General features: G+C 58.8%; 12 protein-coding genes. 9 read left to right on the forward strand and 3 right to left on the reverse strand.

What is annotated here, in order from left to right:
* Genes dnaA through gyrB form a run of 4 tightly spaced genes read left to right on the forward strand, consistent with a single transcriptional unit; the run spans position 1 to position 6227 of the window.
* A complete protein-coding gene (dnaA, locus tag HU725_RS00005; protein ID WP_186476111.1) occupies positions 1-1539 on the forward strand; it encodes a chromosomal replication initiator protein DnaA in 1539 nt (512 codons plus the stop codon).
* Between the two features lie 40 nt (positions 1540-1579).
* Positions 1580-2683: a DNA polymerase III subunit beta gene (gene dnaN / locus HU725_RS00010; RefSeq protein WP_060477653.1), complete on the forward strand. Its 1104-nt coding sequence runs from the start codon at positions 1580-1582 to the stop codon at positions 2681-2683.
* Positions 2684-2698: 15 nt separating this feature from the next.
* A complete protein-coding gene (gene recF, locus HU725_RS00015) occupies positions 2699-3802 on the forward strand; it encodes a DNA replication/repair protein RecF (protein WP_060477654.1) in 1104 nt (367 codons plus the stop codon).
* 4 nt (positions 3803-3806) lie between these two features.
* Positions 3807-6227, forward strand: coding sequence for a DNA topoisomerase (ATP-hydrolyzing) subunit B (gene gyrB / locus HU725_RS00020; RefSeq protein WP_060477655.1), 2421 nt, complete (start codon positions 3807-3809; stop codon positions 6225-6227).
* A 57-nt stretch (positions 6228-6284) separates the two neighbouring features.
* Here gyrB and HU725_RS00025 read toward each other — a convergent pair whose 3' ends face one another.
* The gene (locus tag HU725_RS00025) at positions 6285-6695 is read right to left on the reverse strand and encodes an RcnB family protein (RefSeq protein ID WP_060480543.1); all 411 of its coding nucleotides are present in this window, start codon (positions 6693-6695) and stop codon (positions 6285-6287) included.
* Between the two features lie 130 nt (positions 6696-6825).
* Positions 6826-8121: a sigma-54 interaction domain-containing protein gene (locus tag HU725_RS00030; protein WP_186476110.1), complete on the reverse strand. Its 1296-nt coding sequence runs from the start codon at positions 8119-8121 to the stop codon at positions 6826-6828.
* A 222-nt stretch (positions 8122-8343) separates the two neighbouring features.
* Between HU725_RS00030 and HU725_RS00035 the strand changes: the two genes are divergently transcribed.
* Genes HU725_RS00035 through HU725_RS00045 form a run of 3 tightly spaced genes read left to right on the forward strand, consistent with a single transcriptional unit; the run spans position 8344 to position 11340 of the window.
* The gene (locus HU725_RS00035; RefSeq protein ID WP_186476109.1) at positions 8344-9228 is read left to right on the forward strand and encodes an MBL fold metallo-hydrolase; all 885 of its coding nucleotides are present in this window, start codon (positions 8344-8346) and stop codon (positions 9226-9228) included.
* 40 nt (positions 9229-9268) lie between these two features.
* Entirely contained in the window at positions 9269-10525 is a 1257-nt protein-coding gene (locus tag HU725_RS00040) for an NAD(P)/FAD-dependent oxidoreductase (RefSeq protein WP_437180302.1), read from the forward strand.
* Complete coding sequence (locus HU725_RS00045) at positions 10522-11340, forward strand: sulfite exporter TauE/SafE family protein (protein ID WP_186476107.1); 819 nt, start codon at positions 10522-10524, stop codon at positions 11338-11340. The genes HU725_RS00040 and HU725_RS00045 overlap by 4 nt, the downstream gene beginning before the upstream one ends.
* Here HU725_RS00045 and HU725_RS00050 read toward each other — a convergent pair.
* Entirely contained in the window at positions 11329-12216 is an 888-nt protein-coding gene (locus HU725_RS00050) for a LysR family transcriptional regulator (RefSeq protein ID WP_060480538.1), read from the reverse strand. The two genes, HU725_RS00045 and HU725_RS00050, sit on opposite strands and share 12 nt — an antisense overlap.
* 119 nt (positions 12217-12335) lie before the next feature.
* Between HU725_RS00050 and HU725_RS00055 the strand changes: the two genes are divergently transcribed.
* Positions 12336-13982, forward strand: coding sequence for a GMC family oxidoreductase (locus HU725_RS00055; protein WP_186476106.1), 1647 nt, complete (start codon positions 12336-12338; stop codon positions 13980-13982).
* A gap of 97 nt (positions 13983-14079) precedes the next feature.
* Complete coding sequence (locus tag HU725_RS00060) at positions 14080-15699, forward strand: MFS transporter (protein WP_186476105.1); 1620 nt, start codon at positions 14080-14082, stop codon at positions 15697-15699.
* Positions 15700-15752: the final 53 nt, after the last annotated feature.

Below are 15752 nucleotides of genomic sequence, written 5' to 3' on the forward strand. Positions count from 1 at the left end.
GTGTCAGTGGAACTTTGGCAGCAGTGCGTGGAGCTTCTGCGCGACGAACTGCCTGCCCAGCAATTCAACACCTGGATCCGTCCGCTACAGGTCGAAGCCGAAGGCGACGAGTTGCGCGTGTATGCGCCCAACCGTTTCGTGCTCGATTGGGTGAATGAAAAGTACCTTGGCCGTTTGCTCGAGCTGTTGGGTGAAAACGGTAGCGGCATGGCGCCTTCCCTCTCCTTATTAATAGGCAGCCGCCGCAGTTCTGCTCCTCGTGCTGCACCCAATGCACCGGTCAGCGCTGCTGTGGCGGCATCTCTGGCCAACACCCAGGCGCAACAGGCTGCAGCACCCACAGTGGTTGCGCTTGCCGAACCTGTAGAGGCTTCGGTGGGTGAGCAGGTGCAAGTCAATGAGGTGAATGACTCGCCTTCGCGTGATAGCTTCGACGGCATGGCTGACAGTGGCTCAGCGCCTGCTCCCGGCAGCCGCACTGAGCAACGCACGGTTCAGGTGGAAGGTGCGCTCAAGCACACCAGTTATCTGAACCGTACCTTCACCTTCGAAACCTTCGTCGAAGGTAAGTCGAACCAGTTGGCCCGTGCTGCTGCCTGGCAGGTAGCCGACAACCCCAAGCATGGCTATAACCCACTGTTCCTCTACGGTGGGGTGGGCCTGGGTAAAACTCACCTGATGCATGCCGTGGGTAACCATCTGCTGAAGAAAAACCCGAATGCCAAGGTTGTTTACCTGCATTCGGAGCGCTTCGTCGCGGATATGGTCAAGGCTCTGCAGCTCAACGCGATCAATGAGTTCAAACGTTTCTATCGTTCGGTGGATGCGCTACTGATCGACGACATTCAGTTCTTCGCCCGCAAAGAGCGTTCTCAAGAAGAGTTTTTCCATACCTTCAACGCCTTGCTCGAGGGTGGTCAGCAGGTGATCCTCACCAGCGACCGCTACCCCAAGGAGATCGAAGGCCTGGAAGAACGTCTGAAGTCGCGCTTCGGCTGGGGCCTGACGGTGGCCGTAGAACCACCGGAGCTGGAAACCCGCGTGGCGATCTTGATGAAGAAGGCCGACCAGGCCAAGGTTGAGCTGCCTCACGATGCTGCCTTCTTCATTGCCCAACGCATCCGCTCCAACGTACGTGAACTCGAAGGTGCCTTGAAGCGCGTGATCGCTCACTCGCATTTCATGGGCCGGGATATCACCATCGAGCTGATTCGCGAGTCGCTCAAAGACTTGCTGGCACTGCAAGATAAACTCGTGAGTGTGGATAACATCCAGCGCACGGTGGCCGAGTACTACAAGATCAAGATCGCCGATCTGTTGTCCAAACGCCGCTCGCGCTCGGTTGCACGCCCCCGTCAGGTAGCCATGGCTCTGTCGAAGGAACTGACCAACCACAGCTTGCCTGAGATAGGTGACATGTTTGGCGGTCGCGACCACACCACAGTGCTGCACGCGTGCCGCAAGATCAACGAATTGAAGGAATCCGACGCGGACATCCGCGAGGACTACAAGAACCTGCTGCGTACGCTGACAACGTGATGCATTCCAGCGCAGCTAATTGAAGGCAAGGGACTAGACCATGCATTTCACCATTCAACGCGAAGCCCTGTTGAAACCCCTGCAACTGGTCGCCGGTGTCGTCGAGCGCCGCCAGACCTTGCCGGTGCTGTCCAATGTGCTGCTGGTCGTGCAAGGCCAGCAGCTGTCGTTGACCGGTACCGACCTGGAAGTCGAATTGGTTGGCCGTGTGCAACTCGAAGAGCCTGCTGAGCCTGGCGAAATCACAGTCCCGGCACGTAAGCTGATGGACATCTGCAAAAGCCTGCCAAACGATGTGCTGATCGATATCAAGGTCGATGAGCAGAAGCTGTTGGTCAAAGCTGGCCGCAGTCGCTTTACCCTGTCGACCCTGCCGGCCAATGACTTCCCTACCGTTGAAGAAGGCCCGGGCTCGCTGACCTGCAACCTCGAGCAGAGCAAACTCCGCCGCTTGATCGAGCGCACCAGTTTCGCCATGGCTCAGCAAGACGTGCGCTACTACCTCAACGGCATGTTGCTGGAAGTTTCGCGCAATACCTTGCGCGCCGTATCCACCGATGGTCATCGTTTGGCACTGTGCTCGATGAGCGCGCCGATCGAGCAGGATGATCGTCACCAAGTCATCGTTCCACGAAAAGGTATCCTCGAATTGGCTCGCCTGCTGACCGACCCGGAAGGCATGGTCAGCATCGTCCTGGGCCAGCACCATATCCGTGCCACCACCGGTGAGTTCACCTTCACCTCCAAGCTGGTCGATGGCAAGTTCCCGGACTACGAGCGTGTGCTGCCTAAAGGCGGTGACAAAGTAGTAGTCGGCGATCGTCAGGCGCTGCGCGAAGCTTTCAGCCGTACCGCAATTCTCTCCAACGAGAAATACCGGGGTATCCGTTTGCAGCTGGCGGCCGGCCAATTGAAAATCCAGGCCAACAACCCTGAGCAGGAAGAAGCGGAAGAAGAAATCAGCGTGGACTACGAAGGTAGTTCGCTGGAAATCGGCTTCAACGTGAGTTACCTGTTGGATGTGTTGGGCGTCATGACCACTGAGCAAGTTCGTCTGATCCTGTCTGACTCCAACAGCAGTGCCCTGCTGCAGGAAGCGGGCAATGACGACTCTTCCTATGTTGTCATGCCGATGCGTCTGTAATACGAAGCAGGCGAAATGTCCCTTCGACGGATCATGGTCACCGCGGTGCGCAACCTGCACCCGGTGACACTCTCACCTTCCCCCCGCATCAATATCCTTTACGGCGCCAATGGCAGCGGCAAGACCAGTGTGCTTGAAGCTGTGCACCTGCTTGGGCTTGCACGTTCATTCCGCAGTACCCGGTTGAACCCTGTAATTCAGTACGAGCAGGCGGCTTGTACAGTGTTTGGCGAGGTGCAGTTGGCTGAAGGGGGCACCAGCAATTTGGGCGTCTCTAGGGAGCGGGCGGGCGAATTTACCATCAGGATTGACGGACAGAATGCCAAGAGCGCTGCTCAGCTGGCAGAGTTGTTACCGCTGCAGTTGATCAACCCAGATAGTTTCAGATTACTGGAAGGCGCTCCGAAAATTCGCCGGCAGTTTCTAGATTGGGGAGTGTTCCACGTGGAACCTCGTTTTCTTCCGGCTTGGCAGCGCCTGCAGAAGGCACTGCGGCAGCGGAACTCGTGGTTGCGGCATGGTACACTTGACCCAGCTTCGCAAGCCGCCTGGGACCGGGAATTATGCCTGGCCAGCGCAGAAATAGATGAATACCGTCGCAACTACATCAAGGCCTTGAAGCCTGTCTTCGAGCAAACCCTGAGTGAGCTGGTCGAGCTGGACGGGTTGACCCTGAGCTACTACAGAGGCTGGGACAAGGACCGAGAACTGCAAGAAGTACTTGCCTCGTCTCTCCTTCGCGATCAGCAGATGGGCCACACCCAAGCGGGCCCCCAGCGTGCTGATCTGCGTCTTCGTCTAGCTGCTAATAACGCAGCGGACATCCTGTCACGTGGTCAGCAAAAGCTGGTCGTTTGCGCATTGCGTATCGCCCAGGGCCACCTCGTTAATCAGGCTCGCCGCGGTCACTGTATTTATCTTGTAGACGACCTGCCGTCCGAGCTGGATGACCAGCATCGCCGCGCCCTGTGCCGCTTGCTTGAAGAATTACGCTGCCAGGTGTTCATCACCTGTGTAGATCACGAATTACTGAGGGAAGGCTGGCAGACGGAAACGCCAGTTGCCATGTTCCACGTGGAACATGGCCGTATCACCCAGACCCACGACCATCGGGAGTGAAGGCATGAGCGAAAATCAAACGTACGACTCCTCCAGCATCAAGGTGCTGAAAGGTTTGGATGCCGTACGCAAGCGTCCCGGCATGTACATTGGCGACACCGATGATGGTAGCGGCCTGCACCACATGGTCTTCGAGGTGGTCGACAACTCGATCGACGAAGCCCTTGCCGGCCATTGCGATGACATTACCGTCATCATCCACCCTGACGAATCGATCAGCGTGCGTGACAACGGCCGTGGTATTCCGGTCGATGTGCATAAAGAGGAAGGCGTATCTGCAGCCGAGGTCATCATGACCGTACTGCACGCTGGCGGTAAGTTCGATGACAACTCCTACAAGGTATCCGGCGGTTTGCACGGTGTAGGTGTTTCGGTGGTGAACGCGCTGTCTGAAAAGCTAGTGCTGACCGTGCGCCGCAGCGGCAAGATCTGGGAACAGACTTACGTTCATGGTGTTCCACAGGCGCCAATGGCCATCGTCGGCGATAGCGAAACCACCGGTACCCACATTCACTTCAAGCCTTCGGCAGAAACCTTCAAGAACATCCACTTCAGCTGGGACATCCTGGCCAAGCGGATCCGCGAGCTTTCGTTCCTCAACTCGGGTGTCGGCATCCTGTTGAAGGATGAGCGCTCGGGTAAGGAAGAGTTCTTCAAGTATGAAGGCGGTTTGAGCGCGTTCGTTGAGTACCTCAACACCAACAAGAACCCGATCAACTCTCAGGTCTTCCACTTCAATGTCCAGCGCGATGACGGTGTGGGAGTCGAGATTGCCCTGCAATGGAACGACAGCTTCAACGAAAACCTGCTGTGCTTCACCAACAACATTCCGCAGCGTGACGGTGGAACGCACTTGGTCGGCTTCCGCTCCTCGCTGACCCGTAGCCTTAATAGCTACATCGAGCAGGAAGGTCTGGCCAAGAAGAACAAGGTCGCCACTACGGGTGATGACGCTCGTGAAGGCTTGACCGCGATCATCTCGGTGAAAGTGCCTGATCCTAAGTTCAGCTCGCAGACCAAAGACAAGCTGGTTTCTTCGGAGGTGAAAACCGCCGTTGAACAAGAGATGAACAAGTACTTCGCCGACTTCCTCCTGGAAAACCCGAACGAAGCCAAGGCCGTCGTCGGCAAGATGATCGACGCTGCCCGTGCTCGTGAAGCGGCTCGTAAAGCACGTGAAATGACCCGACGTAAAGGCGCGCTGGATATCGCTGGCCTGCCGGGCAAACTTGCCGACTGCCAAGAGAAGGACCCTGCCCTTTCCGAACTGTACCTGGTGGAGGGTGACTCCGCAGGTGGTTCGGCCAAGCAAGGCCGCAACCGCCGCACCCAGGCGATCCTGCCGCTCAAAGGCAAGATCCTCAATGTCGAGAAAGCGCGCTTCGACAAAATGATCTCGTCCCAGGAAGTGGGCACTTTGATCACTGCGCTGGGCTGTGGCATTGGCCGCGATGAGTACAACATCGACAAGCTGCGCTATCACAACATCATCATCATGACCGATGCTGACGTCGACGGTTCGCACATCCGTACTCTGCTGCTGACCTTCTTCTTCCGCCAGTTGCCGGAGTTGGTCGAGCGCGGCTACATCTACATTGCCCAGCCGCCGCTGTATAAGGTGAAAAAGGGCAAGCAGGAACAGTACATCAAGGACGACGAGGCCATGGAAGAGTACATGACCCAATCGGCCCTCGAAGACGCCAGCCTGCACCTGGATGAATCGGCACCAGCCGTTTCTGGCGTACCGCTCGAAACCTTGGTGAATGAGTTCCGTGCTGTGATGAAAACGCTCAAGCGCCTGTCACGCTTGTATCCGGAAGACATCACCGAGCACTTCATCTACCTGCCGGAAGTCACCCTCGAGCAACTGGGCGACCATGCCGTGATGCAAGCCTGGCTTGAGAAGTTTCAGGGTCGCCTGAACAACAGCCAGAAATCGGGCCTGGTCTACAAGTCCAGCCTGCGCGAAGACAAGGAGCGCAATGTTTGGCTGCCAGAGGTAGAAATCACCTCCCATGGCTTGGCCAGTTACGTCACCTTCAACCGCGACTTCTTTGGCAGCAACGACTATCGCTCGGTGGTCAACCTAGGTGCAAAGCTCTCTACCCTGTTGGGTGAAGGCGCCTATGTACAGCGCGGTGAGCGCCGCAAGGCAATCACCGAGTTCAAGGAAGGCCTCGACTGGCTGATGAACGAGAGCACCAAGCGTCACACCATCCAGCGATACAAAGGACTTGGTGAGATGAACCCGGAGCAGCTGTGGGAAACCACCATGGATCCAACCGTGCGCCGTATGCTCAAGGTCACCATCGAAGACGCCATTGCTGCTGACCAGATCTTCAACACCCTCATGGGTGATGCGGTCGAGCCCCGCCGCGACTTCATCGAAAGCAACGCGCTGTCGGTGTCGAACTTGGACTTCTGATCCACTTTGCGCCCAATAAAAACGCCCGCTTCTGCGGGCGTTTTTTTTGGTTGAGCCTCAGTAACCAGCGAGCACGCTGACTACTACCCCCGTGGCAATGGCGACCAACACGTAATCACCATTCACATACAACCAACGGTGATCGCGTGGCGGTGCGTCGAGGTGGCGGGCACGCCAGTCGGTTACCCAATAGCGGTCGGCGCGGTAGCGTGGTTCTACCACATAGCCACGGTGCCATTGCTGATGGGGCATCGGCATGCCAGCTTCAGGTCGGAAATTAGGATTGTGATAGGGCGCATGACGACCATTGTCATGACGGTCGTGCCGTTCCGGTGGCCCAGGGGGGCGGTGATCCTGATGGCCTGGGCCGGGACCGCCTTCGTGACGGTCAGGGCCTGGTTGCGCGAAACTCGCCAACGGGGTGCTGAGCACAAGTGCGGCGCAGAGCACGGTCATAGTCTTTTTCATGGGTAATCCTCTGCATGTTGAACACTGGGCGAGTGTCAATTCATGGCTGGCGCGGTTAACCCATAAGACCACAGCATTTGTCGTTCAATGTCAGGGCACAGGTAAAGGTCAGGTAAAGACGCTCATACCGTTATTTGAGGCCTAGGGATTTCAAGCGGCGATACAAGGTTCGTTCACTCAAGCCAAGATGGCGTGCCAGCTCGCTACGTGAACCCTGGAACTGTTCGAGTGCTCGAGCCAGATCGCCTAGATCGTGCCGCTTACCTCCGGTTTGGGCGGACACCCGTGGCGACCCAATGTCCTCAGGCAGATGCTCTGGGCGAATCAGCCCGTCATCGGCAAATAGGCTCGCCCTCTCGAGGATGTTACGCAGCTCCCGAATGTTGCCCGCAAACCCATGCAGCTTGAGATGCTGAAGAGCGGCTTCTGTCAGACGAGGTGTGGTTTTACCACCCGTGCGTTGCAACAAGGTTTCTGCCAGCAGCTCTAGATCCTCCAAGCGCTCGCGCAATGCTGGCAAGCGAATGGGAAAGCCGCTGATGCGGTAGTACAGGTCTTCCCGGAACGTGCCTTCGGCAACCATCTGCTTCAGCGGTTTATGGGTTGCTGATACCAGACGAAAATCGGAATGGACGATACGCAAGCTGCCCACTGGGCGGAAGCTGCCGGACTCGATCAGACGCAGCAATTTAACTTGCATGGCCAGCGGCACCTCGCCGATCTCGTCGAGAAACAAAGTACCGCCATGGGCAGCTTCGGCCAGCCCGATCTTGCGTTGATTGGCACCAGTGAAAGCCCCCTTCTCATAGCCGAACAATTCGCTCTCGAACAGCGACTCGGTAAGGCCCGTGCAGTCGACAACCACAAGCGGGCCATTGGCCCGTGGGCTACCCATGTGAATAGCGCGGGCAAACAGCTCTTTGCCGGTGCCCGACTCGCCCTGAAGCAACACGGGGATCTGTGCCGGGGCAGCGCGCTGCAAACTGGCCAGTGCTGCCTTGAAGGCGGGGGCGCGGCCGACCAATCCCTGCTGTTGCGGCTGTGCTGAAGCTAACGTGATGCTGGTGAGCCGCTCGACGAAGGCCACCACCCTACCCTGCTCATCGAGGATTGGTCGTAACTCCACATCCACATGCTCGGGGCCGCGTGGCGTGTGATGAATATGCAGCACACGTTCAGGGGTTTTGCTTTCCCACGCTTTGCGCATCGGGCAGTGCTCACCGGCCTGGTCACATGGCACGGCGTAGTGATGCGATACCCGATGACATTTCTCACCTAGCGGGGCCTGCTCGTCCTGGCCGAACTGTCGGCGATAGGCTGCATTGGCCGCGAGGATGTTGTAGTCGGTATCCAGCACGATGGTGGGCAGTGCATCGTGCTCAAGGAAAGACACCAAAGCTAGGATGTGTGGATGAAATTCAGGCATCACAGCACCATTGGATTGATCGGCGCAGGGTAGCAAGGACTGCCAAACACTGCCATTGGCTGACAGTCTACTGCCAAAGCGGCTGCCATCCTTCGATGCATCCCTGCTAAGCCGCCCGTATTCACTGGCTTGCTCATCGGCGAACGTCTGGCATGTATCTTGATAAACCTCCTTCAACTGTTTTGGCGTGTACAGCGCCTGACAGACTACCTGGAGAGCGTGATGATCATCGGCAACAACCTTCACGTGGACGCCTTCTACGACGAGGCGACTTCGACTATCAGTTACTTGGTCATGGACCGGGCAACCCAGCAATGCGCACTGATCGACAGTGTGCTGGACTACGACCCCAAGTCAGGGCGCACCAGCACTGCTTCGGCGGATCGTCTGATCGAACGTGTGCAACAGCTCAATGCTAAGGTGCAGTGGGTTTTGGACACCCATGTGCATGCCGATCACCTCTCGGCAGCGGCTTATCTCAAGGGCAAGCTGGGAGGGCATACGGCCATCGGTGCACACATTACTCAGGTTCAGAAAGTCTTCGGCACGCTGTTCAATGCAGAGCCAGGCTTTGCCCGAGATGGCAGCCAGTTCGATGTGCTGTTCGAAGACGAAGAAGGGTTCTGCATCGGTAATCTGCAGGCCCGTGCGCTGCACACACCGGGGCATACCCCGGCCTGCATGAGCTTCATGGTGGCGGACGCTGGCGAGTGTGCGTTGTTCGTTGGCGATACGCTCTTCATGCCTGACTATGGCACCGCCCGCTGCGACTTCCCCGGCGCCGACGCCCGTACCTTGTACCGCTCGATCCGCCGCTTGCTGGCTTTTCCTGATCAGACGCGCTTGTTCATGTGCCATGACTACCTGCCGGGCGGGCGTGCGATGCAGTACGTCACCACCGTGGCCGAACAACGCGCCAGCAACATCCACGTTCACCAGGGTATCGATGAGGACAGCTTCGTCGTCATGCGTGAGGCGCGCGACAAAACCCTTGAGATGCCGGTACTGATCCTGCCATCGGTGCAGGTGAACATGCGCGCAGGTCAGCTCCCCGAACCTGAACCAAACGGCGTGAGCTATCTGAAGATCCCGCTGAATACGCTGTGACCGCCCTGCCCCATACCAAGAATTCTCAGGATTGACTGCCATGCCTGCCAATACAGACCACCATAAAGTGGTCATCGTCGGTGCCGGTGCCGCCGGTATCGCTACCGCCTCAAGCTTGATCGCCCGTGACCCGTCACTGGACATCGCCCTGATCGACCCTGCCGATGTGCATTACTACCAGCCGGGCTGGACCATGGTTGGCGCTGGTGTATTCACCGCGCCGAGCACTGCCCGGACCATGGCTTCAGCCATCCCGAGCGGCGTGCGCTGGATCAAGGCGCGGGTTCAGGGCTTTGACCCCAAGCGCCAGCTGGTCAGCCTTGAAACGGGTCGTGCCATCAGTTATGAACAACTGGTGGTCTGCCCAGGCCTGAAACTGGACTGGGACGCCATTGAGGGGCTCAGCGAAACCCTTGGCCGCAACGGCGTCACTTCCAACTACCGCTACGACCTCGCTCCCTATACGTGGGAGCTGGTGCAAACGCTCAAGCAAGGGCGCGCTCTGTTCACCCAACCACCGATGCCAATCAAGTGTGCAGGGGCACCGCAAAAAGCGCTGTATCTGTCCTGTGACCACTGGCTGCGCAACGGACGGCTCGGCCATGTTAAGGCGAGCTTTTTCAATGCTGGAGGCGTGCTGTTCGGCGTGCCGGACTATGTCCCGGCCTTGATGGCCTATATCGACAAGTATGGCGTTGACCTCAATTACAGCCATCGCCTGGTAGCCGTGGATGGCTCCAACCGGCGTGCCACCTTCATGCGTACGCTTGCCGACGGCACCAGCGAAACCCGTAGCGAAACCTTCGACATGCTACACGTGGTTCCTCCACAAGTTGCCCCAGACTTCATTCGCCAAAGCCCCCTGGCCGACGCTGCCGGCTGGGTCGATGTCGACCCCCATACTCTGCGCCATCGCCAGTTCGGCAATATCCACGCTTTGGGTGACGTGGCCAGCACCAGCAATGCTAAAACCGCCGCGGCCGCCCGTAAGCAGGCACCCGTAGTGGCCAACAACGTGCTGGTGGCCCTCGGCCGGTTGCCTGCCCTGGCCCAGTACGACGGCTACGGCTCCTGCCCGTTGACCGTAGAACGCGGCAAGATCGTGCTGGCTGAATTCACGTATGGTGGCAAGCTTGCGCCGAGTTTCCCCCGCTGGTTGCTCGATGGACGCCAGCCATCACGCTTGGCCTGGCTACTCAAGGCGCGGGTCTTGCCGCCCTTGTACTGGCAGGCGATGCTCAGAGGCCGTGAGTGGTTGGCCCGCCCGCAACCGTTGAAAGCCGAGGCTGAGCAGTGATCGAACAGCAACTGCTGGGCGCAGGCCTGGGCGCGATCATTGGTGCCGTGCTGGCGCTTACCGGTGCTGGGGGTGGCATCCTGGCAGTGCCGCTGCTGGTTTTCGGCCTGGGCTTGTCGATGGTGGAGGCCGCCCCCATCGGCCTTCTGGCCGTCGGATTGGCGGCAACAGTGGGGGCGCTTCTGGGTTTACGCGAGGGGTTGGTGCGTTATCGCGCGGCGCTGTTCATCGCCGTGATCGGTATTGCGGCAGCGCCATTGGGCCTGATGCTGGCCCACCGTTTGCCCAATACACCCTTGGCGTTGGTGTTCGCCGCCGTATTGGTCTATGCCTGCCTACGCATATGGCGCAAGGCGGCCGACGCCCTGCGCGGCCAGGGCAATGAAGCCCATCGCTACATCGAGCCTTGCGTGCTGAACCCATTGCAGGGTCGCCTGCGCTGGACGCTACCCTGCGCGCGCGCCCTGGCATTGACCGGGGCGACGTCCGGCTTGCTTTCTGGCCTGCTGGGGGTGGGTGGAGGCTTCGTGATCATTCCGGCATTGAACCGCTATACCAACTTGCGCATGAAAAGCATCGTCTCGACATCCCTTGCCGTTATCGCACTGGTATCGATCGGCGGCGTGGTCAGCGCCAGCCTGGCCGGGGTCATGCACTGGGGGATCGGCGCACCTTTCGCTGTCGGTGCCGTGGTCGGGCTGCTGCTGGCCAGGCCCTTGGCCACTCGCATTGCTGGGCCGCGCCTGCAACAAATGTTCGCCGTTGCCGGCTGGCTGGCCGCCCTGCTGTTGGCCGTCAAGGCGCTATGGGGCTAGCAGTTCATGCTGTTGCGCCGCACACAGTGCCAACAGGTAGTCCCAAACCACGCGCAGGCGCACCGACTTGTGCAACTCTCGGCGGGTACAGATCCAATAGCTGCGCTGGATGGTTTCGCTGGGCAGAACGCGCACCAGCGTTGGGTCTTGGCGCGCCATGTAGTTGGGTAGCACGGCGATGCCCAGCCCTGCGCGGGCAGCGCTTTGCTGGGCTATTACGCTGGTGCTGCGAAATACCACGTGCGGTGAGCGACAGAAGCTGTTGAGAAACAGCAGTTCCTGGCTGAACAGCAGGTCGTCGACGTAGCCGATCCAGCTATGCCGGGCCAGGTCCTCGCGGTTACGCAGGGGTGGCGCCCGGTCCAGGTAGGCTTGGCTTGCATACAGCGCCAGGCGGTAGTCGGTGAGCTTGCGGGTGATCAGCAAGTCGGCGTTGGGCCGCTCCAGGTGAATGCTGATTTCGGCCTCGCGGTTGAGGATGCTGACGAAACGCGGTACTGCCACCAACTCCACTTCCAACCCTGGGTAACGGGCGAATAGTTCGTTCATGCGCGGGGTGAAGAACATGATGCCGATGCCTTCGGTCACCCCCAGACGAATCTTGCCCAGGGGCGCGATGGCCTGGGTGATTTCTTCCTGCGCCAGCAGAGCAACGTTCTCCATGGCCTCGGCATGCTTGAGCAGCGCTTGCCCCGCCGGGGTCAGCTCGTAGCCTTGCGCGTGCTGCACGAACAGGGGTGTGCCCAGGCTCCTCTCGATGCTCTCGATATGCCGCGCAACAGTGCTGTGAGTGGTGTTGAGACGCTTGGCTGCGGTAAGCAGGCGGCCGCTGCGCTGCAACTCGAGGAAAAACCGCAGATCGTTCCAGTCGAACATGCTGATCCTTATGGCTGTGCTAAAACGCACAACGGCTGCGCGAAATCTCGTGTTCCCAAGACGAAATTACTCACTAAGATGATTCGGAACAAGAATAAAAATCAGGCGCGAGGTTACAGATGCCATCAGCCGATTCTGTCTTCGACTACGTGGTTGTAGGTGCTGGTCCTGCCGGCTGCCTGCTGGCCAACCGATTGTCTGCCGACCCTTCCTGCCGCGTGCTGCTGCTCGAAGCGGGTGGGCGCGATAACTATCCATGGATTCACATCCCCGTCGGATACCTCTACTGCATTGGTAACCCACGCACCGATTGGTGCTTCAAGACCGAAGCACAAGCTGGTCTGGGCGGCCGTGCCCTGGGCTACCCACGGGGCAAAGTGCTCGGCGGCTGCTCTTCGATCAACGGCATGATCTACATGCGTGGCCAGGCCGCCGACTACGATCATTGGGCCGAGCAAGGCAACGATGGCTGGGCGTGGAACGATGTGCTGCCGTTGTTCAAAGCCTTTGAAAACCATCATGCCGGCGCCAGCGAGCACCATGGTGCAGAGGGTGAGTGGCGGGTCGAGCGTCAGCGCTACAGCTGGCCCATCCTGGACGCGTTTCGCGATGCGGCCGAGCAAAGCGGCATCGGCAAGATCGACGATTTCAACACCGGCGACAACCAAGGCTGTGGATACTTTCAGGTCAACCAGCGTAGCGGTGTGCGCTGGAACGCCGCCAAAGCGTTTCTGCGGCCCATCAAAGATCGCCCGAACGTTACGGTGCTCACTGGGGTGCAGGTAGACCAAGTGTTGTTGGGCAATACCCGCGCACGTGCGGTCAAGGCATTCTGGCAAGGCGCCTGGCATGAATTTGCTGCGCGTCGCGAGATCATTCTTTGTGCAGGTGCTGTGGGCTCACCCGGCATTCTTCAGCGCTCCGGTATCGGCCCGCGTAAATTGCTCGAGCAGTTGGGCATCGCTGTGCGCCACGATATGCCTGGCGTAGGGGGCAATCTGCAGGATCATCTGCAACTGCGCTTGATCTACCAGATCCGCAACACGCGTACCCTGAATCAGATGGCCAATAGCCTGTGGGGCAAGTTGGGCATGGGTCTACGCTACCTCTATGACCGCAGTGGCCCGCTGGCCATGGCACCGAGCCAGTTGGGCGCATTCGTGCGCTCCAGCCAGGAGCAGGCCACGCCGAACCTGCAGTATCACGTGCAGCCGCTGTCGCTGGAGCGTTTCGGCGAGCCGCTGCATGCGTTCCCGGCGTTTACCGCCTCGGTGTGCAACCTGCGCCCAGTCAGCCGCGGGCGCATCGATATCGGCGGTGCAGATATGAACAGCGCGCCTGTGATCAACCCTAACTACTTGAGTGCGCCCGAGGATCTGCGGGTTGCTGCCGACGCTATCCGCCTGACTCGGCGCATCGTCCAGGCCCCTGCCCTGGCCATGTTCGACCCCAAGGAATATTTGCCCGGGCCAGACCTGCAAAGCGATGAAGCGCTGTTCGAAGCGGCTGGCAAAATCGGTACTACCATCTTCCATCCGGTGGGCACCTGCCGAATGGGCAGCGGCGCACTGGATGTTGTGGATAACCAACTGCGGGTGCACGGCATTCCGGGGTTGCGTGTAGCCGATGCTTCGATCATGCCGTACATCACGTCGGGCAATACCTGTTCCCCCACCTTGATGATCGCTGAAAAGGCGGCACAACTGATCCTTAAAGGAGCGGCCACCCAAACCAACCTGAACCAAGACGCAGTACCGACCCCTTGACCCAGGAGGGTGCAACAGCGGCAGCTCGCGGTCACAAGCTGCCGGCAGTGGAACAACAAGAATAATCACTGTGGCCTGCGGGCCGAGGACAGCAACGATGTCGGATTACATCCAAGAGCAGGGTACAGCGGCAGCTCCTACCAGCCGCCGGGAAGAACGCAAGATCATATTCGCGTCATCCCTCGGGACGGTTTTCGAGTGGTATGACTTTTTTCTCTATGGGGCGTTGGCTGCCGTCATCAGCAAGCAGTTCTTTGCAGGGGTGAACGACACCACGGCCTTCATTTTTGCGCTCATGGCATTCGCCGCCGGGTTTTTGGTGCGGCCATTTGGTGCGCTGGTGTTTGGCCGGTTGGGCGACATGATCGGGCGCAAGTACACCTTTCTGGTAACCATCGTACTGATGGGGCTGTCCACCTTCGCCGTTGGCCTGCTGCCCACTTACGCCAGCATCGGCATCGCGGCACCGATCATTCTGGTGTTGTTGCGCATGCTGCAAGGGCTGGCGCTGGGCGGTGAATACGGTGGTGCTGCCACTTATGTGGCTGAGCATGCGCCACCCGGTAAGCGTGGGTTCCACACAGGCTTCATCCAGTCCACGGCTACGCTGGGTCTGTTGCTATCACTACTGGTCGTGCTGGGCAGCCGCTATATCAGCGGTGACCAGTTCGAAACTTGGGGCTGGCGCCTGCCGTTCCTGCTATCGATCATCTTGCTGGCGATTTCCACCTGGATCCGCATGAGCATGCATGAGTCGCCGGCGTTCGTGAAAATGAAGGCCCAGGGCAAGGTCAGCAAGTCGCCGATCCGCGAGTCGTTCACCTCCTGGCCCAACCTCAAAGTCGTACTCACAGCGTTATTCAGTATCAACGCTGGGCAGGCCGTAACGTTCTATACCGCTCAGTTCTACGTGCTGTTCTTCATGACCCAGATGCTCAAGATGGACCCGGCTCAGGCCAACACCTTGTTGATCATCAGCGTGGTGATCGGCGCGCCGTTCTTCGTGTTCTTTGGTTGGCTGTCCGACCGAATCGGGCGCAAACCGATCCTCATGCTCGGCCTGCTGCTGGCCACGGTGCTGTACTTCCCTATGTTCAAGGCGCTGAGCCATTACGCAAACCCGCAGATCGATGCGGCCAGCCGCCAGGCACCCATTGTGGTAACGGCTGACCCACAAGGCTGCACCTTCCAATTCGACCCGGTCGGTAAGGCCCGCTTCGACAGCCCCTGTGACAAGGTCAAGACCTTCCTGGTCAAACAGGGGCTGCCTTACAGCTCGGTAAGCGTAGCTGGCAGCGATGTTGTGGTGAACATCGGCGACAAGACCATCAATGGCTTCGATGAAACAGCCATGCGCGCCGCGATCGAGCAGGCAGGCTACCCGGCCAAGGCAGACCCAGCACAGGTCAACCAAGTGATGGTGGTGGTGCTGATCGTCGCCATGATCCTGATCGCGACCATGACTTATGGGCCTTTGGCGGCGGTGATGGTGGAGTTGTTTCCAACGCGGATCAGATACACCTCGATGTCGCTGCCCTACCATATCGGCAACGGTTGGTTCGGTGGCTTCCTGCCCACCGTTTCGTTCGCGTTGGTGGTGTATACCGGGGATATCTTCTATGGGCTCTGGTACCCGGTGCTGGTGACCGGTATCAGCTTGGTGGTGGGAATATTCTGTCTCAAGGAAACCAAGGACGTGGATATCGACAAGGTTTGATGAGGGATAAAAAAACCGGCTTTAAAAGCCGGTTTTTTCATGCCTTAAAAAAC

It is taken from the genome of Pseudomonas promysalinigenes (genome assembly GCF_014269025.2).
Classification (GTDB): Bacteria; Pseudomonadota; Gammaproteobacteria; order Pseudomonadales; family Pseudomonadaceae; genus Aquipseudomonas; species Aquipseudomonas promysalinigenes.

Excerpts from the sequence above, each read along its gene's own strand:
- dnaN (WP_060477653.1), top strand. The coding sequence starts at position 1,580 with ATGCATTTCACCATTCAACGCGAAGCCCTGTTGAAACCCCTGCAACTG.
- recF (WP_060477654.1), top strand. The coding sequence starts at position 2,699 with ATGTCCCTTCGACGGATCATGGTCACCGCGGTGCGCAACCTGCACCCG.
- gyrB (WP_060477655.1), top strand. The coding sequence starts at position 3,807 with ATGAGCGAAAATCAAACGTACGACTCCTCCAGCATCAAGGTGCTGAAA.
- HU725_RS00025 (WP_060480543.1), bottom strand. The coding sequence starts at position 6,695 with ATGAAAAAGACTATGACCGTGCTCTGCGCCGCACTTGTGCTCAGCACC.
- HU725_RS00030 (WP_186476110.1), bottom strand. The coding sequence starts at position 8,121 with ATGCCTGAATTTCATCCACACATCCTAGCTTTGGTGTCTTTCCTTGAG.
- HU725_RS00035 (WP_186476109.1), top strand. The coding sequence starts at position 8,344 with ATGATCATCGGCAACAACCTTCACGTGGACGCCTTCTACGACGAGGCG.
- HU725_RS00040 (WP_437180302.1), top strand. The coding sequence starts at position 9,269 with ATGCCTGCCAATACAGACCACCATAAAGTGGTCATCGTCGGTGCCGGT.
- HU725_RS00050 (WP_060480538.1), bottom strand. The coding sequence starts at position 12,216 with ATGTTCGACTGGAACGATCTGCGGTTTTTCCTCGAGTTGCAGCGCAGC.
- HU725_RS00055 (WP_186476106.1), top strand. The coding sequence starts at position 12,336 with ATGCCATCAGCCGATTCTGTCTTCGACTACGTGGTTGTAGGTGCTGGT.
- HU725_RS00060 (WP_186476105.1), top strand. The coding sequence starts at position 14,080 with ATGTCGGATTACATCCAAGAGCAGGGTACAGCGGCAGCTCCTACCAGC.